Consider the following 23,909-nt stretch of genomic DNA (forward strand, 5'->3'; position numbering starts at 1 on the left):
TATTTTGCCTAACATATTGCCACTTTTTTATACCGAAATATACACTTTTTGGCGATTTAAAAGTACTGTTTTCAACTGAATTTAATCACAAGTTATTAACAATCAAATTGTTAATTCATTTTTAAGGAATGACTAATTAATGCTCCATACAGCAAACGCTGGATTGTTAAACAATATTTAGTGTTTAATAGGTGCTTTTTTATATTCCTCCAGATCTAACAAAACTCCCTAAAATAAGCATAGTGACTCCAATTACTGTAACCGCAATAATATGAAAAGCAAAAGCACCTAAATTATGGACTGAAAGTTTTGGTGCTTCAAATCGTTGTGCACTTACGGCTAATGCTACGGTGGTAAATAGCAAAATTAGTTTGATAGAAACGATTTTTTCAACTGCACCCGAAAAGGAAAACCATTTGGTAAAAGTAGCATCAAAATCATACGCCATCAAAATTCCTGTTACTACTAAAATTACAAGTGAGGGCAAACCAATTGGCTCAAAAAGATCTTTAAAGTTGTTAATAAGTGTGATGTCTTTACTTTTTAAGGCTTTTGGCAAAACCCTAATCGCTAAAAATAAATGACCGCCAACCCAAATAGTAGCTGCCAATAAATGTAAAATCAAATAGATATGATGCAGCATTATGATAAGGTTTTATACATCATAGCCGATGCAATATTTGTCGCCCGTTCTTTGATTTCTTCCGCTTTGACTCCTGTAAACAATTCGTCCACGGTTAGTTTAAATACAACAATCCAATGTTTAAAATGTTCCTGGGTCATTGCACTTTTTTCGTGCAATTCTTTATGTTTGAACATAGGATTTCCGCTAAAGTTTCCGGTTGAAAACAAAATATTTTCCCAGAAATCATACATCCTCGGCAAATGATCTTCCCAATTCACTTTTGCCACATCATTAAAAAAATAACCAATTACGGCATCTGATTTGATTTTGTCATAGAAGGCATTTATCAATGTTTCTATGTCCGTTCTGTTTTTAATATCTACGTTCATATTTTTTTACATTTATCCTTTAAACAACAAACACAAACTGTCTTCTCGGGCTTCAACCGAATGTGAAATATCAGGTTGAATATTTTTCATATCGTATAACGAAAGTGATTCTTGATGATTTTTTTCTTTATAAATAACACATCCTTTTATGACCAACAATTGAGCAGGAATATCGGTTTTGTGCTCTTTTAGAATCATTCCTTTTTTAAAAGCAACGACCAACACTTTACTGCAATCTGTTTTTTGCACGATTTGCGCAAATGGATTTTCGGCAGTTTCTAGCTTTTGTAATAGTTCTTTAAACATCATAAATCTTTGTTTTTAAATTTTTTAAGAGAAATAAAAAAAGGAATGATTACCCACAAACACAATAACATAAACGAAATAATCAGTCCCAATGTCGTTCCGAAGAAATCCTTGAAAATAGCTCCCGTATAACCCATCATCGCTGAGACATCAAGCTGCAGTAAAATTTGAATTCGTGCCAAATCTATTGGACTTAAAGCAGTTACCCCTACCATTGCTTTTTCGATTGGATATTCCGAAAATTGAAATAATAAGAACAAAACCAGACCGTCAAAAAGCAAAGCAAAATACAACCAAGTCATAATAGCAATTCCAATTCCTTTTGCTTTATCTCTGGTAAGAATGGAACTCAAAAAGGCCAAAGCCACAAAAATTATGGAAATCAAACAGCCTACAATTACCATCATTATTCCAACACTGTCAGGTGCATTAATCAAAAGCGGAATTCCTGCGCCAATAAAAAAAGCAGCAAGCATTGACAGCGACAATCCGAGAAACAAACTCAACCAAATCTTTTTCCTTTTTACAGGTTGGCTTAACAATAGTTCAATAAATTCGGAAGAATTGTATAAATAAATCGTTGCAAAAAGGATGGAAACTAATGGAACAGTAAATAAAATTACGTTCAAAATCGTAAGTAATCCTTTGGCAGAATTATCTTCCAATCCGAAGGAACTCCAGGATAGTAGTGCTAAAATCAAGGTGTACCCCAATACGATCTTGTTTTTTAGAATGTCGAGAAATATGATTTTAATGATTCTGTTCATTTTTTTTACTGTATAATGTAAAATGTATATTGTAATTAGTGCTCTGATTCGTTTTTTACAATATACATTATACAATTTTTCTATTTTTCTATTTTTTAGATTTCAAAATACTGGCAATTGCCTTTGATATTTTTTGTTCGTTTGTGGATTCCAACAAATCAGCGATGGTTTTATGAAAATGAACTTTGCCGTCTTGCATAAAAATAATTTGGCTAATCATATCGTCTAATTCACTCAAAAGATGGGAAGTAATCAAAATTAGTTTCCCTTTTTTTCTTTCTTTAATAATTTTTTCTTTCAAAATTTCCGAAGCCAATGGATCTAAACCTGCTGTTGGCTCGTCTAAAATCAGCACATCGGGATTGAAAAGGAAGGCTAAAATGGCGCTTACTTTTTGAGTTGTTCCGCCAGAAAGAGTTCGCATTTGCTTGTCGAATATCTTTTCGAGTTCAAAAGCCTTGATTAAATCGTCGTCCAAATCTTCATTTGAATTTCGGATTTTTTTAATCATTTCGATAATTTGACCTACAGTCATATAATCGGGATAACGCCCAATTTGCGGCATATACCCTATTTGTTCCCTGTATTTATATTGATTAAGAACCGATTTTCCATCAAATAAAATATTGCCTTTGGTAGGAATCACCATCCCCAAAATACTTTTTATCAAAGTCGTTTTTCCGCAACCGTTTGGACCAATTAAGGCAATGCATTCTCCTTTATTGAAAGTAAGATTGACATCGTTTAAAACTTCTAATTTTCCGAACTTTTTATATATACTTTTAATTTCGATCATAAAGATAAAGAGTGCATTAATGGCGTTTTGTCAATAAAATTATCTGGCGTGATGCTGGGTAAAATTTTCTCCGATTTGTCTAAAAGTGTAATCATAAAACTACGGAACAGCAACATCGCTGAAGGATTATTTTCAGTAAGCACTGCAAACAAACTCAAGGGACGAAAAGGCACGTCGCCAATTCCGTTTTTGTCTAAATCGTAGCCTTCATATTTGTCCCAATAATTACTATCAAATGTATTCAAGACCAGGCTCCCATTGGTACTAATATCAAAAGTATTCCCAACAAAATTGTTGTTTTTTATGGTATTATCCATACAACTCGCCTGAATTTTCATTCCCCAACCATTGGCTTCAAAAGTATTTTTTTCTACTTTAATTCTGCTCGTTCCTTCCATATGAATTCCAGAAGTGTTTTTGTCAAATTTGTTTCCAATAATGTAGCTATCCGAAATTTCCTTTAAAAACAAACCATAAGCCGCATCTCCCCAGTTTTCTTCAAAAACATTAGCAATCATCTTGACTCTTCGGGTAAACATTACTGCAACTCCAGCACCATTATTTTTAAAAATGTTAGCAACATAAGCATCATCATTAGAAAACATAAAATGCAAACCGTAACGCACATTTTTTGTTGAAAAATTTCTCTTAATTATCGAATTGGTAACGAATTCGAAATAAATTCCATCACGATGACCTGAAATTGTATTATCCGAAATTTGTAAACTGTCGCTTTTCCAGCAGTGAATTCCGTTGCCAATTAGTTGCTCTTGTTTGCCGTGAGCACTGATTTTATTGTTTTTTACACTACATTTTGTCCCGTTTTGAATATAAATTCCAAAGAAATTATTTTCGAGAATATTGTTTTGAATCACAACATTTTTTCGGTTGTAAACTTTTATGCCGCAAGGATCCTCGAGCGTTCCATAACCTGAATTTATCACTTTGAAACCTTCAACAATAACGCCATCGGCTTTTACAGATAAAACTTCGTATTTTTTTTGCCCGTCTAATATTGGAAAACCTTGACCAATGAACTTTATTCTTTTATTAATAACAATATTTCCTTCTTTGTAAACTCCTTTATCTACTAAAATAGTATCGTCAACATTTGCCAAATCAATTGCCTTTTTAATCGATTTTATTGGTTTAGTTATACCTACTTCAATCACCTTAGCTTGAAGTAAAGAAGAAAAAAGTAGAATGAGAATGAATATATTTTTCATTTTTTAAATAAATATCTTATCAAAAATTTAAAACTTTGGCTAGGACTATTTTGATAAAATGGCTTCCCAAGTGACTGGTTTAGCATCGAGTTTTACTCCAAATTCTTTAGCTTCAGATTCTTTAGAAAACGCAATAATACCACCACGCATTGGACTTTGAATACTTCCTCCCAAAAGAAAAAATGCTGTATTTGCTGGAATTAATTCATTGTCTTTAGAAAAATCATTGACAAAGTAAGCCCCCATTTTAGTATTAGAATTTTCTTTGCAATAATTCAGCATACATCCTATATCGTCAAAATTAAAAACCCTTCCTTTTTCGGTAATTACTTCGGCGCCAAATTTTCCGTCGGCAATACTCATTCCACAAAAATCACAATTATCAACGTTAATTTTTATGGGCTGAGCCTCTTTTGATCCACAAGCAATGATTAAAAAGAGCACTATAATAGCATAATAATGTTTCATAATTTTGCTTTTCTAAAAATTTTAAATTCAAGTAAAACCACTATTGCAAGCAATATTCCCGCCAATGATAACATCCAACCTCCTGTGTCTGGAATAGAATAAGCTCCAAAATTGAGCAGTTGTTTGTACCCAATTAATGGCGGTTGATACGCCATTCCGGGAACAACTATTGCAGCATTTGGATTAAGATTATGTCCGTATTCGTAATTCCATCTGTAAAAATCTATAGCTGCTAAAACAACAAACAATACATACGAAATTAAAAAAACTAAAACTGCTTTCCTACGAGCAATAAAAATTAATACAAGAGAAACAAACCCAAAAGCTCCGAAAATATAAGGCAATACCTTAAATTCAAAAAAGTTTTCGGTATGTAAAGTTGCCATACCTATATAGTGATTCAATCCATTGATTATGGCTACATCTCCACCTATTTTATTGGCGTAAAGCTGAATAACCAAGCCTTCAGGATATTGTGGCGCTTGTAATTCTATGCGCCACATTGGCACAAATAAAGAGCCTATAAACAACACACTTGTGAACAAAAGCATCACTTTTGATACCATAGAAATTTTTAAACTTTTCATAATTAATTTTTCTTAAAGTAAAAAAAAGAACCATTAAGTAATTAATTCACATTAAGATACTTGAAACTTAACATACTTAATCACTTAATGGTTCAATAAATAATAATTTTAACCTAGATTTAATTATTTTGTTGCTGGCTGATTAGTTCCCAAGCTAAAAGTCAATGGAACAGTACTTCCCGCAGGAGACACTCTCACATATCCTTGCATTTCTTGGTGCAAAGCACTACAGAAATCGGTACAATAGAAAGGAACAATACCCACTTTTTTAGGAATCCATTTCAATGTACAGGTTTCTCCTGGCATAATCAACAGCTCGCCATTATCGGCACCTTTTATGGCAAATCCGTGAGGAACATCCCAGTCTTGTTCCAAGTTTGTCACGTGAAAATAAACTTCATCACCCAATTTTATTCCTTCAATATTATCTGAAGCAAAGTGAGAACGAATTGAAGTCATATAAACATCTACTCGACTTCCGCTTCTTACCACTTTGGATTCTTTTTCTCCCTTAGTAACGAAAGGATGGTTATTATCTTCAATTTTATAGAATTTCAACTGCCCATTATTTCGAATCAAATCAGCAGGAGCTGCTTGTGCATAATGTGGTTCTCCAATCGTTGGAAAGTCTAAAATTAATTGCATTTTATCGCCACTAATGTCAAATATCTGCGCACTTTGAGCCAATTCTGGACCCGTTGGCAAGTATCTATCTTTGGTAATTTTGTTGTAAGCAATCAAGTATTTCCCGAAAGGTTTTCTACTATCGCCACCAGGAATACAAAGGTGTCCAACAGAGTAATAAGTAGGGACTCTATCCAATACTTTCAACGATTTGATATCCCATTTCACCACTTCAGAAGAAACAAAGAAAGTAGTATAAGCATTTCCTTTTCCGTCAAATTCAGTATGCAATGGTCCAAGACCAGGTTTTTGAACTTCACCATATAATGTAGCTTCGTATTTGATCACTGGAATTCCATCATAATTACCGTCAAATTGTTTGTTTTGGATGGCATTTTGCATTTTATCAAAACTAAATACTGGAATCAAAGCGGCCAATTTTCCTGAACCTACAATGTATTCTCCTGTTGGATCAACATCACAACCGTGAGGTGATTTTGGGCAAGGAATCATATAACAAATATCTTTCAATTCTTTTGCACTTAAAACTAAAACTTCAGTTCTCATTTCAGATTTTGCAGTATGGGTTTTTTCGTCATAGGTATTGTGAACATATCTTGTTGCTACTTTTTTACCTTTACCGGCTTTGATATATTCTTCGGCTTTTTTCCAGTTTACAGCCATAATAAAATCTTTGTCTTTTTGGGAAGCATTCACTTCAAGCAAAGTATTGGCTTGTTCTGTATTGTAGCAAGAGAAGAAAAACCAACCGTGTGATTTGCCTTTACCAGCGTGACTTAAATCGAAATTTACTCCTGGAGCTGCAATTTGGAAAGCGATATCCATTTGACCTTCCTTACCCACTTTTACAAAACTTAAATACCCTTTAAAATTATTCTTGTAAGTATTGATTGGCACATCACCATTTACATTATCTGGCGGAACGCTAAACCGAGTTCCTGCAACAACGTACTCTGTATTTTGTGTAATAAATGGAGAGGAGTGATTTCCTGCGCTATTTGGTAACTCAATAATCTCGGTAGTTTTAAATGTTTTTAAATCTACACGAGCAATACGAGGCGTATTATTTGCATTGGCAAAAAGCCAACGACCATCCACTTCACCATTGGTTTGAGACATTTCAACGTGATGCTGATCATCCCAAGGAATAGAACCGTGAGACGTGTTTAACATAGGTTTTGTTTCTTCGCTATAACCATAACCACTTTGCGGGTCTTCTGAGAAAACAGGAATAACTCTCAATAGTCTTCCACTTGGCAAACCATAAACGCTTACCTGCCCACTGAAACCTCCAGAAACAAAATTATAAAATTCGTCATATTTTCCTGGTGCTACATACGCTTTTTGAGCAGCATCACCACTTACAACATCTCCTGAGTTTTTGGGTTTGCAAGAACTAAAAAATGCGGCTACCATTACGATGGTTAAACCTGCTTTTAAAAATTTATTGTTCATAATTTTGGTTTTTTAAATTGGTTTTTTGTGCTACTTATTTTACTCCGTCATTTTTGCGCATAAATTCTAGAACGTTTCTTGCATCAGTATCCGAAAGGGATTGATTTGGCATACGCAGTAAACATAGTTCTAACATTGCCTGAACTTTAGGGTCTTTGTCAATCATTGGATCAGGATTGGTAATGAAGTTCATTATCCATTCTGGTTTATTACGAGAAGTAACTCCTTTCCAACCCGGACCAACTAATTTTTCGTCTGTCAATTTGTGACAAGCTGAACATTTAACGGACTGAATTTTTTCACCTTCGGCAGCCATAGCAGCGTCTAAATTGGCGCCTAAATCTACCGTGGTGAATTTTCCTAGACCTCTGTTTGGATCATAGGTTGCCGGATCAGCAGATTTTTCAGTTGAGGCTCCGGTAGTAGAAAAATCTTCGGTGGCATTTTCCTTCTTACCGCAAGAAGTAAATAGTGCTAGTGCAACGATAAATAATGATAATTTGTACATAAAAATTAATTTTAAAATTTCTTTTACAAATTTCCGAATTGTTTATTCGACTGATTATGATTGTAATCATACTTAAAAAAGTATTTTATATATAATTGAAAATGAAATAATTAAAATTATGTTAATGATTAAACCTTTAGAACTATAATAGGTCTGATCTCTATAACTTAAAAAAAATACTTAAAATGAAATCGAAGACTATTGCATCAGTTCGCCTTTTAGGCGGGGGTCACGAACAACAAAAAAGCAATTTTAAAATTGTGAGTAAAAAATTAATTGTAGTAGCTTTGTTAATAGTTGGGACAACTATAATAGCGCAACAAAAAGACAGGAAACATCAAGGAAATGCAATGGAGCAATTTACTATAGAACAAAAAAGTCAATTGATGTTAAAAAAGATGACTTTGGAATTAGATTTGACTGGTGTGCAACAAAAAGAAATGAGCATTATTATTTCGGATAAAATTGCAACCATAGAATCTCACAAAACTGAGATGAAAGCAATGAAAGAAAAAGGAGTAAAACCTACAAATGATGAACGATTTGCAATGCAAATTAAAATGCTTGACGAACAAATTGCTTCAAAAAAAAGAGTGGAAAAAATACTAAATGCAAAACAATTTGAAAAATGGGCCGCTTTACGAGATGACCATCAAGCGAGTCGCCAAGGAAAAAGAAACGGTCAAACTAAAGGAAATCAAGAGGGTAGACCAGAAAGAAAAGGTTAAAATAATTATTTGGTTTGTTAAACTTCCGGCTGGTTACCGGAAGTTTTTTTTTCTCACCCCAACCCTCTCCACACGAGCGATAGCGAACTGGAGAAGCAAAGGAGAGGGAGCAGGAAATATTTAATTTCTAAAAAGTCTTTGAAACTTTATCAACAGCTTGAATGGTAAAATCCAAGTCTTCATAAGAAAGCGCATCGGTAATAAACCAAGTTTCATATGCTGATGGCGCAATATAAATGCCTTCATTCAACAATCCGTGGAAGAATTTCTTGAAAGTTTCGTTGTCGCCTTTCGCAGCACTTTGAAAATCTACAACAGGAGTTTCGGCAAAATGCACTGAAACCATTGAACCTATTCTATTTATTGTAAAATCAACTTTATTTGCTTTTAAAACTTTGTCTATTCCAGCAGCCAAATAAGCTGTTTTTTCTTCTAGTCTCTTGAAAATTTGGCTATCAGAATCCAATGCTTGCAACATTGCCAATCCTGCAGCCATTGCTAACGGATTTCCAGACAAAGTTCCCGCTTGATATACTGGGCCAAGTGGCGCTAAATAATTCATAATTTCATTTCTCGCAGCAAAAGCACCAACTGGCAAACCGCCACCAATTACTTTTCCGAAGCAAACAATATCCGCTTTGATGTTGAATAATTCCTGAACTCCACCTCTAGCGAGTCTAAACCCTGTCATTACCTCATCAAAAATCAAGAGAATTCCGTTGTCTGTACACAATTGGCGCAAGCCTTCCAGAAAACCTTTGTTTGGCGGAATACAACCCATATTTCCCGCAACAGGTTCGACAATTATAGCTGCAATTTCGTTTTTGTTGGCTTCGATTAAAGTGACTACATTTTCTAAATCATTGTATTTTGCAAGTAACGTATCTTTGGCAGTTCCAGCAGTAACTCCCGGACTATTTGGACTTCCAAAAGTGACGGCTCCACTTCCTGCTTGTATCAAAAAAGAATCGGAATGTCCGTGATAACATCCTGCAAATTTGATTATTTTATCTTTTTTAGTAAATCCACGAGCTAATCGAATGGCGCTCATACAAGCTTCAGTTCCTGAATTTACGAATCTAATTTTATCAATATTTGGCACCATCGAAACTGCCAAGGCTGCGATTTGAGTTTCTAATTCTGTTGGCATTCCAAAGGAAGTTCCTAATTTGGCTTTTTCGATTACAGCATCTACAACGGGTTGAAAAGCGTGACCCAAAATCATTGGTCCCCAAGAATTAATGTAATCTATTAATTTGTTTCCGTCTTCATCAAAAAGATAAGCTCCTTTAGCACTTTTAACGAAAATAGGAGTTCCTCCTACTGCTTTGAAGGCACGAACAGGTGAATTTACGCCTCCTGGAATTACTTTTTCTGCTTCTGCAAAAAGCTGACTACTTCTTTGATATAACATTGGGTTATGGGTTTTGGGTTATGGGTTATGGGTTTCAGTCAAAAAAAACTCCACTACTAATTTTTATTGAATTTTTAAGTTTTGCCCTATCGAAATGGCATTATCAGAAATATCATTTTGCTTCTTTATCTCTTCAATAGAAACATTAAATTTCTTTGAAATCGAATATAAAGTATCTCCTTGCTGCACTTCATATTGTTTTGATTTACTAGTCCGATTGTCGTCCTCTGAAGAAGTCCTTCGTGAAGGTCTTTTGTCTGAACTTACATCTTTTCCTTTTAACACCATAGTATCATATTCGTCTAAATGATACCGTTCGATATAATTTATTAGTTTTTCAGGATATTGAGGATCAGTTGCATAACCCGCATCTTTCAATCCCTTGGCCCAAGCTTTGTAATTACCTTTGGGTAAATCGAATAATACAGCATAACGTTTTCTTTTAGACACAATATCAGCGTGATCCTGAAAGGATTCTTCTGGATTTTTATATTTTCTGAAACATTCCTGACTTCTATCATCATCATACAACGTAGTTTCGCCTTTCCAATCGGTATAACATTTTATGCCAAAATGATTATTTGATGTTATGGCTAATTTACTTTGACCCGCACCCGATTCTAAAATTCCCTGAGCCAAAATGATACTAGCAGGAATACCAAAATTTCTCATATTGCTCATCGCGATATCTTTGTAATTAAAAATGTAACCATTCACCAAATCTGAAGTCGCGCCTGTTTTCGACGTCGATTGAGATGGGTTGGACTTTTTTTGGTTTGCTTTTTGGTTTTTTGTTGTTACAATTACTGACCTAGAACTGTTACAGCTTACCAATGTCAAAATTGTTACTATTAGTACTATCTTTTTATACATCTGTATCTATTGTTGGTAAATGTTTGTTTTTTAATTTGATATTCATCCCTGCAATTCCTTGAATTCCTCCGGTGTGAATGAGTAAAATTTTGGAATACTCTGGAAAATAATTTTTATTGATTAAGTCCAAAACGCCAAAAACCATTTTTGCCGTATAAATGGGATCCAAAGGAATCTGATTATCTGAATAAAATTTATTGATAAAAGTAATTAATTCTGCATTCACTTTCCCATAACCTCCAAAATGATAATCGGTTATTAATTCCCAATTTTGATTTCGGGCAAATTTACAAATTTCATCGTTTAAAAAATCACCTTTCAAAGCAGGAAATCCCAAAACTTTTTGGTGTGGTAAACTGCTGTTTATAAGACCGCTAATTGTTCCGGCAGTTCCAACTGAGCAGCAAACAAAATCATATTCGGAATCTTTTGGGGACAAAATTTCTTGACAACCTTGAACTGCAAATTCATTGGTTCCGCCTTCAGGAATGAGGTAAAAATTACCAAATTCAAGTTTAAAGTTTTCAATAAAATTAACATCTGCTTTGTGGCGATAGTTTTCCCGAGTGACAAATTTAAACTGCATACCACATTCCTGAGCGAATTTTAAAGTTGGATTAATCAAAATCTTGCTTTCTAATTCTTCTCCTCGAATAATTCCAACAGTTTTGAACCCGTATTCTCTTCCTGCAAAAGCTGTAGCGGCAATATGATTAGAGAATGCTCCACCAAAAGTAATTAGAGTATCGTGATTTTCTAATTTTGCTTGAAGTAAATTGTATTTGAGTTTTCGGAACTTATTTCCTGAAATAAAAGGATGAATAAGGTCTTCCCGTCGCATAAACAGGGAAATGCTTTTACTGAATATTTTTATTTTTTGGGTTAGAATTTCTTGCAAAACAACTAGAATTTAGAACAAAGATACGATTCAGAAAACAGCCACCAAACGAATATATTTCAAAAAATTCCAAATTGATCTGTTCTTTAAATAGTGAAGGTCTTTTTCTTTAGCATAGGCTTCACGTTCAAAACTGATATTTCGATATGCCACATCAAACTTTTTATAGTGCATCCACCGCAACAAAAACTCCATAAAATACCAAATAAAAAATGGGAAAAATAGCATTTCTAATTGCTGACGCAGATGAATTCGCTCGTGGTTCATAAAAACCGAATTTTCTTTATCCAATCGATATTTTACAAACACAAACGGAAACAAAGTCAATCCACGAAATCCTTTTGGAATTAAATATTGACTAACAATTAGAAACATTCGTGATAAAGTGTATAAATTTGCCGTATGAAGCAGCAAAGTAATGAAAATATATTAATTGAAGGGGAAGATTTTTATTTAACGTCCGAAGGTTATAAATGTTTTACCGAAAAACACCACTTAAAAAGAGGGTATTGTTGTAAAAGTGGCTGTCGCCATTGTCCTTATGGATTTGATAAAAAAACAGGGAGAATAAAGAAATGATTTACTTGTTTTTAGCCCTTTATTTTTTGATTGAAATCGGCTTCATTTTCAATCACTTTTCCTTCGTATTGTAGTTTCCAACCCATCGTATTGGTTAGAATCAGCATTTTAGAAAGTTCCGAAATCAATCTGTTTTTAGCATTAGATTTTAACGAAGATTTTTCAATTTTCTTAGCTAGATTGGCTCGAACCATTTTATTGATTTTGTTATAATCCTCACCAGTGAAAGGATTTAATTTACTTTGTTCTACATCATAATATTGTAAATCAGGACTTATTTTTATTTCTTCTTTTGGGATATTAATTATGGTGATGGTCTTATTTTTCTCGTTGATATCGTATTTCATTTGGTGCAAATCATAAGCTACCGTCACATCAGCATTGACGATGACAATGGCTTTCTTTTCGAAAGAAACCGCTCCCATTAAATACTCATCTTGATCTTTATATGTAATCACTTCGGCAAAATGACCTTCGGTAACAACCAGTTTACCAACGTTTACAATTTGTTGCTGAATGAGATTAGTATTGTAATCTAGTGTTGAATCATCTTCTTTTTTGAAATCGCAGAATTTAAAAAGTAGAACAATGGCGCTTATGGCAACAATTGCGATGATGATTCTGTTTTGCATTTTTAATTTTTTATAAAAGTAAAAAAAATATCGCAAAGGAAAAGAATTCTAAATCAACTTATTAGTCTTAGCTTTTTGATTAATTTCTAGTGGCCTTTTAATTTCATAAATTTATTTTTAATTTAGACATAAAAAAATACAACAAAAATCGTACTTTTTTATTGAACTCAAATTTTTAATTTATTGTTTTATGAATTTTGAAGTGCTTACCGAAGTCCCATCTGAAACTTGAATAATGTAAATACCTTTAGTTAAATCCGACACATTGAACGTCAAATTATTACCTGAAAGATTTGATTTCTCGTAAACTGTTTGACCAGCGATTGAAATTATTTTGACATTCACATAATCCAAAATCGTTTTGAAAGACAAACTAACGTGTTCTTTTGCTGGGTTGGGATAAATAGTAAGTTGCTGTTTTTGAAATTTTGGATTTGACAAAACAATCGGGGAACTGGCTATTCCTATTGCAAAATCTGAAAAAGAAGTTAAACCATTATTTCTAGCCGTTACCATACCACTAGCTTCAGATCCTAATGTGTAATTACCTCCAACACTCCAAGCCGAAGTGCTGTTATCCCTTTTAATAACTACATAATTGCCCACTGTAGCGCTCAAATTAGTTGAACTTTGAATCTTTAGAATGGCGTCATAAGTCCCCGATGTTGGTTGTTGATTGGGCGAAATTGAAAACCATCCGCCATTCAATGCGCTCGTTATCGTTATCCCACTATAGTCCGCATTGGGCGTGGTTCCTGTAATTGCACCATCATTATATTTGACTGCAATTTTATCTACACCTACTAAATTATTAGTGCTTATTGTTGCAGATTGTATTTTTGAAAAATCACCCAACGGGAATTCATAATCTCCGGTAGAATTTATTTTTCTTTCTAAAGTACCGCCATAAATATAATTGGTTGTACTTGCACCTAAAATAGCCGTTGGACTGCTATCAGTAATACTTAATTTTTTATTGTTTAAATTAATTTTTGCTGTATTTAGCGAAACAGTTGGCACTTTCAAATCATAAAAAGTGGTAAGATTGGTATTTAATATTAGTGCGTTTTCAAAATTGGCAAAGAATAAGGTCGCTGGAGTTCCTGTAAAATTCACGCTACCCGACCCATTCCATTCTTTGACACCGAATCCTTGAAAAAAGCCAGCATTGTTTAGAATTATTGTTCCATCATTTTTGATTGCTCCAGACAAAGCTAAAGTGGCTGGTAAGGTTAATGATACGCCCGAATTTATTTCTAAAGAAGCCGCTGTAGGTGTAGTTGAAACGGTAGGATAATTAGCAGTAGCTTGATTAAAAAGGGCTTTCATAGTATTTGAAGGCACACCGTTTGACCAATTGCTTGCAGTGTCCCAATTGTTAGTTGTACCTAACCAGGTGGTCGATGCAATTGTTGGAAAATTAGATGATTTACATTGTGCCAAAGCAACATCGGTTCTAAAATTTGAAAATGAACCATAAGCTGTAGTAATATTTGTTGCTGCGTTCATTCCGGTTAAGGTAACAGAACCAAATGAAGTGGTCGGCAAGTTAGTAGATGCTGTACCAATTGCAGCCGCATCGAAACCAGCCGCAATAAGGTAGGTGTCATTAAACGCAGCAATATTACTTTGTGAAGTATAAGGCGCTTTTCCACCCGAAATAAATTTTGTTATCTCCCAGTTTGTATCTGTTTCTAGTATGGCACTAGCATAATTTACAGGCTCTGCTGGATAAAACGAATCGACACCTGCACTGTAAATAACTGTTTTAGTGAGGTTTATAGATAATAATAATTTTCCATTTGGTAAATTCAAATATTGGTTGTAATCGTCAGTTGTGAGAGCGAACGGGTTGTTTATCAATAAATCCTTGGCCTTTATAAAATTCAAATTTTTATCTATTTCCATAAAAACTTTGGAATAAAAAGCATAGGCTGGAGATATAGAAGCAAAGGAAAAAGGTAACCCAGCAAATGGGCTTGGGTTTGGGTCTAGTTGATTCCAACAAAAAGATAAATTCCCATTGATACGATTTACTTGAAAATGAGAGACGGCACCAGCATAAGTTTTTGCATTAAATACATTTCCAGATGCATTCAATGAAATAAGTGTGGAATATCCAACGCTTGCGCTTGCGACTGGATATGCAACACCATCAAAAGTAACACCAGCAGTGCCAGTGCCATAAACAAAATAATGTACGTTTTCGTTGTCGTCTATAAATTTATCCGCTAAGTAAGATGGATTATTGCTAGTTCCAATTCCTGCACCAGATGCGTTTTTAAACCACAACGTATTTCCATTACTATCCAATTTATATAATGGTCTATTGTTTGTATTAAAATTTAAACCCGTGAAGAAAACATTGCCTGCATTTGAAACTGCCAACTTAAAGACTACATTGTTAGCAGCTCCTAAAGTGCCCATAGAAAATGTTTTTGCCCAGATTGCGTTTCCAGTTGCATTAAACTTAACGATTACATTCATTTTAAATGCCGAGGCAGGTATAATGACACCGTTTCCTAAATCAAATTCAGTTGTGCTTACAAATGCTCCGCCAGTATAAAAATTACCAACATTATCGGTAGTGATACAATCAAAGTTTAATGGTATATTGCTGAATGACCTGATTATAGTTGGTACACCGGTTGCCGAATTTATTTTCCCAAAGAATTTGATACTTCCCGGATATCCGGCCAATGGTGGTGGAGCTGTAAGTGTGGTTGAACCAAAATAGGCAGCTGCCAAAGCTGATCCGCCAAAAAGAATTTCAGACCCATCAGCAGTATATTTCATATGTTTGATTGTAGCACCACCTAATGTCCCGGTATTGAATGCCCAATCCCAACCGCCTCCAATTTGTGCGTTTACCAATAATCCGTTGCTGAACAAGATAAGTAATAGTAGTAATTTTTTCATTTTAATTTGTATTTAAAGTTATAAGCAAGTTAGAAATCTTTGTAAAGCTAAAAAAAATATAACTTGCTTGTTTGTAAAATTATTTAATACGTGAAAACCTGTGTTTTAGATTGTGTTCCATAAGCATTAGGTTGTAACACTTGACTTGGGTAATTAGCAGCATTATAAGTGTAGGTAAAAGTTTGTCCGGGATTTGAACTTCCGACATAGGTTGTTGATAATCTCAAATTGCCTTCTGCCAAAGTTTGGTCAAAACCCAAAACGTTTTTGAAAGCTGGGTTTTTTCCAATGTCATTTGTATAATTGGTTACCTGACCCACGACACCGCCCGAAATAGATTCGGTTTTTGTTAATAATCCAGCAGTATAAGTGTACCGCATTTGGCGACCGTTGGCGGTTTCTACTTTTGTTGTTTGGTTGATACTAGACGATGTTGTTGTAATAGTCCCATCTGCATTATAAGCATACGTTAATTTAGTCAAATCACCGTTATAACCAGCAACAGCAATATCTGTTACAGTTTTTACTTTTCCGTTTTCGTATGTTAAAACTTTACCACCAAAAGCACTAAATGTCGGCCCAGCAAATTCTTCTATTTTGGTAATATTAACACCAGTGTAGGTATATTTTCGTTTGCTAATATCCTCGGCTGGAAGAATTTTTTCTTCTACTATTTTGTTTCCAGAATAGGTAAATGTTGAAGTAGAAACTTGACCGCCGCTGTAGGTGGAAACAATTTTGGTTGGCACTATTCCACTAGTTGCACCTGAAGAATTATTGTTGTCATCTGGTGTACAAGATGTTATTGCAACAAGTGCAATCATTACTACGGTTAAAATTTTTGTTTTCATATTAAAATATTAAATTGATTTATCATTATTAACATTACAAATTTGAGGTATTTATAAACACAAAAAAATAAGCCGTTTGGCTTATTTTTTAGAAAATCAAAAATCTACATTATCTAAAACGCTTTTATATAAGCAATGGTTTTATCATTATTATTGAATGTTGTAAATGAGCTGCCGGCTAAATTAAAAACATAAGATTTGGTAGGCGTATTGCTATAAGAATCTACAACTACAACACCACGATTATTGTCGCTAGCGACTGATATTGTCATAAAAAATGACGTTGGTGTAAAATTTGTTGCAATGGTTTTTGATTCCCAAGTTTTAGTAGTCATATCAAAAATTCTAACCTTTAGAGATTGACTCTCAGCATAGGCATAATATACAAATTTATTGTTGTAAGAAAATATGGGGGCTGAACCGCGCTCTTTATCAGCAGTTAAATCTTCTTGACCAATAACTGTTCCTCCGCCATTATCGCCAGTTCTATCCATAATTTCGATTCTAGGAATATTTGGTGCTACTCGCATTGTTACTAAATATTTTCCATCCGATGTTAGATCTGCTTTATAAACTGATAATGGCGCAGCATTATAGTTTTCGGACAGTAAGCCCGTTCCGTCAAAATTAGTCGAGTTTAGTTTAACAATAGTGCCAATTGCACCACCAACGGTAGTTTGTGTTGTTGTTGTAAAATAAATTTTAGAACTACCGTATTTTACAAATCCAATGTCATTTGATACAGTGTTGGTATTTGCTGGAGCAGTATAAATAGCCATATCTCCGCTACCATTTGCATTGGCAACTCGAACCGATTTTGACTGCACATATAAGCCATTGACCATTCCGCCTTGATTGTCAACATACACGAATTTAGAAGCGTCATTGTTCAAAGAAAAACTACCAATGTAACTGTTAGAATTTACTTTTCTGTTTAGAATCGTTGTTTCGTTGGTTCCAGTCATTGTTATCGTGTTGACTTTAGCGGTATCGATAACAAATAGTCGTAAATCGCCCGTATTGCCTACAGTAACTGGCGGAACAACTTCTGACACAGGTTCAGAATCTGAGGTTGAACAAGAAATTGATACTATTGCAAATAGTGCAATTGCGGCGAGGGCTAAGATTTTTGTTTTCATACTATTTTGAATGTTTTGTTGTTATTTTACAAAGTTGGCGCATTTGTACATACAAAAAAATAAGCCGTTTGGCTTATTTTTTGAAAAAAACATTCTTTAATCAATCAATCGACTTTGAAATCTGTTGACCAGTTTGTAGCAGCTACATAAACTGCTTTGGCTTTAGCAATTTCAGTTTGTGCTTGTTTGGCAAAATCATTGGCTCTTGTAAAATCTTTCGCTTCAAGTTTTTCCCAATTGTTGGTCGTTGCATTTAAACCATAAGGAACTGAAGTGTTATTTTTAAAGAAAAAAATTCCAAAATAATTATAGTTTGCAACTTTTGAAACCTGCCCTGCAAAAGATCCACCGTCTTGATAAAAAATCTGAATTGATCCAATTTTTTTATCGTCCTTGTACAGAGTTTCATAGATTGTTCCATTTGCTTCTCTTAATAAACAATAACCACTTCTTTTAGAGTTTATATCCATCGAAAGATATTCTGTTGTTTTATTTTCTAAATTGTCTTTTCTCCCCACTTTTAGAATATTACCATTATCGTAAAATTCGCCACTAATTTGTATATTTCCGCTATTAACAATTCCTCGATATTGTTTGTTATTTTTAAATTCACCAACAAATGATGTGCCAGATGCTTCAGTGATTTTGCCTTTTACATTTTCTCCTTTGTCATTACGTATCCCTTCAAAAGTGCCACCACTAGAGTAAAAATATTTTATGAAATTAGGATTATTTGTATCTTTTTCAGCTATATCGCCGTTGTTAAATGTAGTTTTATAAACGCCACTCACTTTTCCGTTCACATAATTTCCCGTTTGTTCGTAAGTGGGTTTAACAATTTTAAAAGGACCATCACTATTTGCTCCTTTTTTATACATATCATAGCGAATTGTGCCGTCGGGTTTGGTTAATTTACCCCAACCTTCTAAATTGCCTCGATGGAAATCGCCTTCAAAAATCACTCCCGTAGTGGTTATTATTTTACCTTTTCCTTCAGGATAACCGTGAAGCGAATTTCCAACATAAGTAGAACCATCTTCGAATTTTAAAGTTTCACTGCAATCGCCTTGGCATTCGTCTTTTGTGCTTCCTGCTAAGGCACCTACGCTGTTTCCTTGTAAACTATCATAGGCATCGGGCGAACCACCCAACATCCGTCTGGATGTGTAATCATCTAAGCCACTCTGCACTCCCATTTGTACAAATTTTTCAAAATTTTCGCCAGATTTTTCTAATCCACTAGAGTCCATCAGTTCGTGCCATTTTTTTTCTTTTGCATCAAACGCATCATAAATTGCCTGTACTTTATTATGCAGTTTTTCATTTTTAGCTTGTCTCGATTCGTAGGAATTTAAGTTTAAACGTTCTGTATTGTTAAAATTATAGTCAGTAACCGAACTGCCAGAATTGCTATTAGAAGATGAAGAGGCATTTGAAGTAGTTGAACCCGAGTTCGAACTGCTTTGATTGGTAGAACTTGTTGGTACGGCATAAGCTCTGTTTGTTGCCTGTTGTAACCGTTTATACTCATTGTTTTCCTTTTGAGAATCTAGATAAGTTTGTGAAAAAATACTTTGGGTTGACACTAAAACTACTAAAGCGATTGTTATTAAATATTTAGTTTTCATTTTATTGTTTTTTAAAAGTTAGTAGACAAATTTGAACATTTTGTAATTGAAATAAAATAAGCAAAACGGCTTATTTTTAAGTTTTGAAATTAGATAAACTACTGTTTTATAAATTTTGAGGTGCTTATCGAACTTCCCTCTTGTAGTTGTACTACATACGTTCCATTGCTTAAACCAGAAACATCCAAACTTATATTATTCCCCGAGATATTTTGCTTTTCGAGAACAGTTTGACCTAGAATTGAAATTATTTTTAAATTGGCTTTTTCAAGATTGTTTTCGAATGATAGGTTGATGTTTCTAGAACTTGGATTCGGATAAATTTTAAACTTAGCAATCTCATTATCAATTAATGATAAACTATTACCTATTGTCAATTGCGAAATAAAAACATCTTTTGTTGTAGGAGCATAAGCTGGAAATGTAGTGCTAAAAGTTAAATCATTTTCGCAAGCTGTCAACGTCGTGCCATTTATGGTAATTGTCGGATTATCAGCTTTTAGGTAGCTTCCCGTAACTGCAATTTTATTTCCAAATTGTGCAATTAGCGGAATTATATTAGCGACTGGAGTAGATCCACGCAAATCTGGATGTGCAACATATTTTGCAATAGTAAAATTTTCATAAAACCTCCAAACAAATGTTTTGTTGGTTGAAGTATAAGATTGCGTGCCAGCTGTAATTGGTATTCCTGCATAAATTATATCTGATCCTACAAATTTTAAATTTCCTAAAGGTATTATACCACTCAATGTTGATGCTTGGGCAGTATAAAAATCTGTTGTACATCCTAAAAAATTACGGCTACTGTCCATACCCACAAATCCATTATAGCCATTAGTCTGTGAAGCCGGAATGTTGTTGAAGGGTGCTGGGTTTGCACTAAATTGATTCCATTGCAAAATCGCATTTCCGGTTGCTCTTTCTACTGCTAAATCAGTAAGACCACCTCTATAAGTTGAAAAAGTTCCGTTTGTTCCATCGTTGTTTATGGTTAAAAGGCTACTGACAACTGGATGTGTGCCCGCAGGAGCTGTTAAAGTAACTCCATCAAGTGTTAAATTAGGACTGGTAGCATAATTGTATAAAATAAAATAGGCTTTACCAGTATTATCAAAAAAGTTTCCAGATTTTGAAGTAAATAAAGACACACTAGATAATGTTGGCAAAATCCACTCTTTGTGCCATACTTCGTTTCCATTTGTATCAATTTTCATCAACCAAAAAGGTTTGTTTCCTTCGTTCGATTTTCCAGCAAAATAAATTTCGTTTGTTGGTAAAACTCCGAGCGCGATGGTCGCATTTACATAAAAGGTAAGTGATGGGATACCATAATTAACCAATTTTGCCCATTGGCAAACACCCGTTGGCGAAAATTTTGCTACATAATTTCCATTACCATAAAGCAAAACCCCATTACCAAAATTATAATTGTCTGTTGCGCTATAACCTACGGCATAACCCGATACGATAATATTGTCGTTTGAATCGATTACAAAATCGTCTATTCCTGCCAAAGGATAACTTCCTGCTATTTTCAGAACAACGGTTTTAACTCCTGCCTGCGTTCTTTTTCCGATAAAAGTTGTCGCTCCAGGATTACCGCCTATTTTGGTAGATGCTACTGTTACTCCGCCAAAAGTTCCTTGCCCATTAACAACTGCCAAAAACAGCAAATCACCATTACTGTTGTAGTGTAATTTTTGGACATTATTGGAACCCGAACCAATATTAAATGACCAATCAAAATTGTTTGAATTACTTTGTGCAAAACTATTTGTTATAAAAACTAACGCTACTAATTGTAAAATTTTTTTCATTTTAATAAAGGTTAAAAGTTAAAAGATAAATCTGCCGATTTACAAATTGAGATAAAATAAACCATTTGGCTTATTTTTATGATTTTACACTTGAAAAACTACTCTTTTATAAATTTTGAAGTACTTATAGAACTTCCTTCTTGTAGTTGTACTACATAAGTTCCGTTACTTAAACTAGAAACATCCAAACTCAAATTATTGCCTGAAATATTTTGTTTTTCGAGAACCGTTTGACCTAGAATGGAAATTATTTTTAGAATGGCTTTTTCGAGATTATTATCAAAATTTAGATTGATTTTAGATGATGTTGGATTGGGGAATAGTTTTATATTTTTTAATAAATTGTTTTCGTTAATGGTTAGAGTCTCATTTTTTAATTTCATTTTTGAAATAAATGTATCTAAAGATCCTTTCGAAGTCAAATTAAAAACCGGCGTATCAGGATTAAAATCAGTAGTATTTTGGTAGCTTCCACAAGTATGAACATAGTAGTTGCTGTCAATAACTAGTCCCAAAGCCTCCAAAGTTGATCCGCTACCTAACACGTTTTTAGCTAATAAAACGCCAGTGGCATCAAATTTTAAAATTACCATATTTTTAAAATTCGTAGTTGAAGCAACTATTGTGGGACTATTATCAATTTTAAAGTTTGGATTTTCAATGTTCGCAGCAATGTATAAACTTCCTTGATTGTCTAAAGCTAAAGATCTAGAATTATCACGAGATGTTGAATGAATTTTTTTTGCCCAAACGAAATTACCTAAATTATCAAGTTTTGCTATAAAAACATCTGCATTACCATAAATTGGAGTAAGATTAAAAGTAGCAGTACTTGGGTCAAAATCGGTGACTGATGCAAAACTACCTGTTGTAAATATGTTTCCGCTACTATCAACTTTTATTGCATTACAATTTACATTCCCCACAAACCCCTTTGCAAATATAAAGTTACCATTACTATCTAATTTTAAAATATATATTCCATTACCAGTAACGTTGAAAATAGGTGTTCCTGGGTCTAAATCTGTAATAGAAGAGAATTTGCCAATAACTAAAACATTTCCAGCGTTATCAACAGTAACAGCATTTATATCTTGATTAAAATCTATAACAATATTTTTTGCCCAAATATAATCGCCATTATTATTTAATTTTAAAATAAATCCTGAATTAAGATTGTTACCCGTTATAGGGTCTTTAGCACCCAACAAGTTAGTTCCGCCATTTGTATTAAAATTAACTATTCCTGCAAATTTTCCTGTTACATATATATTTCCGACAGCATCAGAAGTAATCGCAGCACCAGCATCAATATCTAGTGCACCTATTTTTTTTGCCCAAACAAAATTCCCATCAGTATCTAACTTAGATATATAAGCGTCAGTTGCTTCTGTTCCAAATTGGCCAGTGGAATTAAGTATAAAATCTGAATTCGGACTAGGGTCAAAATCACATTGATATGAAAAAGACCCAGTTGTGTAAACATTTCCGCTCGAATCTACTGCGATAGCATTTCCCTTTGTATTAAAACCTGCAAAATATTTAGCCCATTGAAATTCTCCTGCGGCGTTTAGTTTTAAAACAAAAGCACCATTAATTCCAACTATACTTCCAAATAAATCTGCCGGAGTATTGATATTATATACACCCGGACCTGGGTCAAAATCAATTTGGCTATTCGTAAAAGATTTTTCAATAGTTCCCGTTACATAAACATTTCCCTGAGCATCTAAAACAATTGAATTAGCATCATCATAGTTTTGCCCACCAATACTTTTTGCCCATTCGAATGTTGTTTGTGCGTTGGCAATAAAGCCAATAAATAATGCTAATAATAGTACAATTTTTTTCATTATGTTATTTTTTTGATTGAATTACAAATTTGGAGTATTTATAAACACAAAAAAATAAGCCGTTTGGCTTATTTTTCAATTCAATTTATAAAAAAATTCTCTTGACTATTTCAAATAATTGTTGCTTTTTGCTTTTTGTATCGCTTCTATCCTATTGTGAACCTGCAGTTTATTATAAATATTCTCGATGTGTTTTTTTACTGTTGCTGTAGATAGGAACAAATTGTCGGCAATGAGTTTGTTTTTTAATCCTTTGCTCAATTGTTCTAAAACCTCGATTTCTCTAGGCGAAAGTTCTACTAATTCTTTGTCTTTTTGTGATGTGATGGCTAATGGATTCATTAATAAACGCATCGTTTTTTGGGCAATAGAAGGCGACATTGTAGCACCACCATTCAAAATTTCGTGAATGGCTTCGTGTAACTTGTCAGCTTTGGTTTCTTTTAGTAAATAACCGTCGGCTCCAGCTTTAATAGCATTGAAAATGTTTTCGTCATTATCGAAAACAGTAATCATCAAGATTTTTATTTGCGGATATCTATTTTTAATAATCTCAGTGGCTTGAATACCGTTCATTTTTGGCATTTCGATATCCATCAAAATTAAATCTACAATATGATTTTTTTCTAAAATTTCGATGGCTTCTTGACCGTTTTCGGCTGTATCTTTTATGACAATACCATCAAAGAAAGAAAGCTTTTCTTCGAGTGCTTTTTTTAAGAAATAATTGTCTTCGACTATTAGAATTTTTATCATTTTTTTATTTGAATTAACTCCATTAATTTGTGTTTGCTTCTCGACAC

Annotated in this window: 24 protein-coding genes; 2 read left to right on the plus strand and 22 right to left on the minus strand. The window is 33.8% G+C overall.

Annotated elements, in window-relative coordinates; translation table 11 throughout:
* Positions 1-199: 199 nt before the first annotated feature.
* The 10 genes from RMO83_RS11325 to RMO83_RS11370 all read right to left on the minus strand — a co-directional run bounded on the left by RMO83_RS11325 (position 200) and on the right by RMO83_RS11370 (position 7,772).
* Positions 200-646, minus strand: a complete 447-nt coding sequence (locus tag RMO83_RS11325; RefSeq protein ID WP_310559835.1) for a copper resistance protein CopD — start codon at positions 644-646, stop codon at positions 200-202.
* Entirely contained in the window at positions 643-1,014 is a 372-nt protein-coding gene (locus tag RMO83_RS11330; protein ID WP_310559799.1) for a group III truncated hemoglobin, read from the minus strand. Before RMO83_RS11330 ends, RMO83_RS11325 begins: the two co-directional genes overlap by 4 nt.
* 12 nt (positions 1,015-1,026) lie before the next feature.
* The gene (locus RMO83_RS11335; RefSeq protein WP_310559800.1) at positions 1,027-1,323 is read right to left on the minus strand and encodes a hypothetical protein; all 297 of its coding nucleotides are present in this window, start codon (positions 1,321-1,323) and stop codon (positions 1,027-1,029) included.
* Positions 1,320-2,087, minus strand: coding sequence for an ABC transporter permease subunit (locus RMO83_RS11340; protein ID WP_310559801.1), 768 nt, complete (start codon positions 2,085-2,087; stop codon positions 1,320-1,322). The genes RMO83_RS11335 and RMO83_RS11340 overlap by 4 nt, the downstream gene beginning before the upstream one ends.
* Positions 2,088-2,175: 88 nt before the next feature.
* Positions 2,176-2,883 carry an ABC transporter ATP-binding protein gene (locus RMO83_RS11345; protein WP_310559802.1) on the minus strand — a complete coding sequence of 236 codons (708 nt, stop codon included), beginning with the start codon at positions 2,881-2,883 and terminating at the stop codon, positions 2,176-2,178.
* Positions 2,880-4,109, minus strand: coding sequence for a nitrous oxide reductase family maturation protein NosD (locus tag RMO83_RS11350; protein ID WP_310559803.1), 1,230 nt, complete (start codon positions 4,107-4,109; stop codon positions 2,880-2,882). The genes RMO83_RS11345 and RMO83_RS11350 overlap by 4 nt, the downstream gene beginning before the upstream one ends.
* Before the next feature lie 45 nt (positions 4,110-4,154).
* Positions 4,155-4,577, minus strand: coding sequence for a nitrous oxide reductase accessory protein NosL (locus RMO83_RS11355; RefSeq protein WP_310559804.1), 423 nt, complete (start codon positions 4,575-4,577; stop codon positions 4,155-4,157).
* A complete protein-coding gene (locus RMO83_RS11360; RefSeq protein ID WP_310559805.1) occupies positions 4,574-5,164 on the minus strand; it encodes a hypothetical protein in 591 nt (196 codons plus the stop codon). Before RMO83_RS11360 ends, RMO83_RS11355 begins: the two co-directional genes overlap by 4 nt.
* Before the next feature lie 123 nt (positions 5,165-5,287).
* A complete protein-coding gene (nosZ, locus tag RMO83_RS11365) occupies positions 5,288-7,264 on the minus strand; it encodes a Sec-dependent nitrous-oxide reductase (protein ID WP_310559806.1) in 1,977 nt (658 codons plus the stop codon).
* A 34-nt stretch (positions 7,265-7,298) separates the two neighbouring features.
* Positions 7,299-7,772: a c-type cytochrome gene (locus tag RMO83_RS11370; protein ID WP_310559807.1), complete on the minus strand. Its 474-nt coding sequence runs from the start codon at positions 7,770-7,772 to the stop codon at positions 7,299-7,301.
* Between the two features lie 185 nt (positions 7,773-7,957).
* On the opposite strand from RMO83_RS11370, the gene RMO83_RS11375 reads away from it, so the two are divergent.
* The gene (locus RMO83_RS11375) at positions 7,958-8,500 is read left to right on the plus strand and encodes a hypothetical protein (RefSeq protein WP_310559808.1); all 543 of its coding nucleotides are present in this window, start codon (positions 7,958-7,960) and stop codon (positions 8,498-8,500) included.
* A gap of 127 nt (positions 8,501-8,627) precedes the next feature.
* Here the strand turns inward: RMO83_RS11375 and hemL are convergent, their stop codons facing one another.
* From hemL to RMO83_RS11395, 4 genes are all read right to left on the minus strand, one after another.
* Entirely contained in the window at positions 8,628-9,914 is a 1,287-nt protein-coding gene (gene hemL, locus RMO83_RS11380; RefSeq protein WP_310559809.1) for a glutamate-1-semialdehyde 2,1-aminomutase, read from the minus strand.
* Positions 9,915-9,977: 63 nt separating this feature from the next.
* Positions 9,978-10,787, minus strand: a complete 810-nt coding sequence (locus RMO83_RS11385; RefSeq protein WP_310559810.1) for a glucosaminidase domain-containing protein — start codon at positions 10,785-10,787, stop codon at positions 9,978-9,980.
* Positions 10,780-11,628: a pyridoxal-phosphate dependent enzyme gene (locus RMO83_RS11390; RefSeq protein ID WP_310559811.1), complete on the minus strand. Its 849-nt coding sequence runs from the start codon at positions 11,626-11,628 to the stop codon at positions 10,780-10,782. The genes RMO83_RS11385 and RMO83_RS11390 overlap by 8 nt, the downstream gene beginning before the upstream one ends.
* Positions 11,629-11,715: 87 nt before the next feature.
* The gene (locus RMO83_RS11395; RefSeq protein WP_310559813.1) at positions 11,716-12,060 is read right to left on the minus strand and encodes a hypothetical protein; all 345 of its coding nucleotides are present in this window, start codon (positions 12,058-12,060) and stop codon (positions 11,716-11,718) included.
* Between the two features lie 27 nt (positions 12,061-12,087).
* Here RMO83_RS11395 and RMO83_RS11400 point away from each other — a divergent pair, with 27 nt between their 5' ends.
* Positions 12,088-12,264, plus strand: a complete 177-nt coding sequence (locus RMO83_RS11400) for a DUF5522 domain-containing protein (RefSeq protein WP_310559814.1) — start codon at positions 12,088-12,090, stop codon at positions 12,262-12,264.
* An 11-nt stretch (positions 12,265-12,275) separates the two neighbouring features.
* On the opposite strand, the gene RMO83_RS11405 is transcribed toward RMO83_RS11400, so the two are convergent.
* The 8 genes from RMO83_RS11405 to RMO83_RS11440 form a co-directional block, all read right to left on the minus strand.
* Positions 12,276-12,896 carry a DUF4230 domain-containing protein gene (locus tag RMO83_RS11405; RefSeq protein ID WP_310559815.1) on the minus strand — a complete coding sequence of 207 codons (621 nt, stop codon included), beginning with the start codon at positions 12,894-12,896 and terminating at the stop codon, positions 12,276-12,278.
* Positions 12,897-13,076: 180 nt separating this feature from the next.
* Entirely contained in the window at positions 13,077-15,815 is a 2,739-nt protein-coding gene (locus RMO83_RS11410; protein WP_310559816.1) for a T9SS type A sorting domain-containing protein, read from the minus strand.
* 83 nt (positions 15,816-15,898) lie between these two features.
* Positions 15,899-16,666: a hypothetical protein gene (locus RMO83_RS11415; protein ID WP_310559817.1), complete on the minus strand. Its 768-nt coding sequence runs from the start codon at positions 16,664-16,666 to the stop codon at positions 15,899-15,901.
* 113 nt (positions 16,667-16,779) lie between these two features.
* Entirely contained in the window at positions 16,780-17,805 is a 1,026-nt protein-coding gene (locus RMO83_RS11420) for a hypothetical protein (RefSeq protein ID WP_310559818.1), read from the minus strand.
* A 104-nt stretch (positions 17,806-17,909) separates the two neighbouring features.
* Positions 17,910-19,433 carry a hypothetical protein gene (locus tag RMO83_RS11425; RefSeq protein WP_310559819.1) on the minus strand — a complete coding sequence of 508 codons (1,524 nt, stop codon included), beginning with the start codon at positions 19,431-19,433 and terminating at the stop codon, positions 17,910-17,912.
* Positions 19,434-19,531: 98 nt separating this feature from the next.
* Positions 19,532-21,253 carry a T9SS type A sorting domain-containing protein gene (locus tag RMO83_RS11430; protein ID WP_310559820.1) on the minus strand — a complete coding sequence of 574 codons (1,722 nt, stop codon included), beginning with the start codon at positions 21,251-21,253 and terminating at the stop codon, positions 19,532-19,534.
* 98 nt (positions 21,254-21,351) lie between these two features.
* Positions 21,352-23,106, minus strand: a complete 1,755-nt coding sequence (locus RMO83_RS11435; RefSeq protein WP_310559821.1) for an SBBP repeat-containing protein — start codon at positions 23,104-23,106, stop codon at positions 21,352-21,354.
* A gap of 105 nt (positions 23,107-23,211) precedes the next feature.
* Entirely contained in the window at positions 23,212-23,862 is a 651-nt protein-coding gene (locus RMO83_RS11440) for a response regulator transcription factor (protein WP_310559823.1), read from the minus strand.
* Between the last annotated feature and the right edge of the window lie 47 nt (positions 23,863-23,909).

The organism is Flavobacterium sp., assembly GCF_031423415.1.
Taxonomy (GTDB): Bacteria; Bacteroidota; Bacteroidia; order Flavobacteriales; family Flavobacteriaceae; genus Flavobacterium.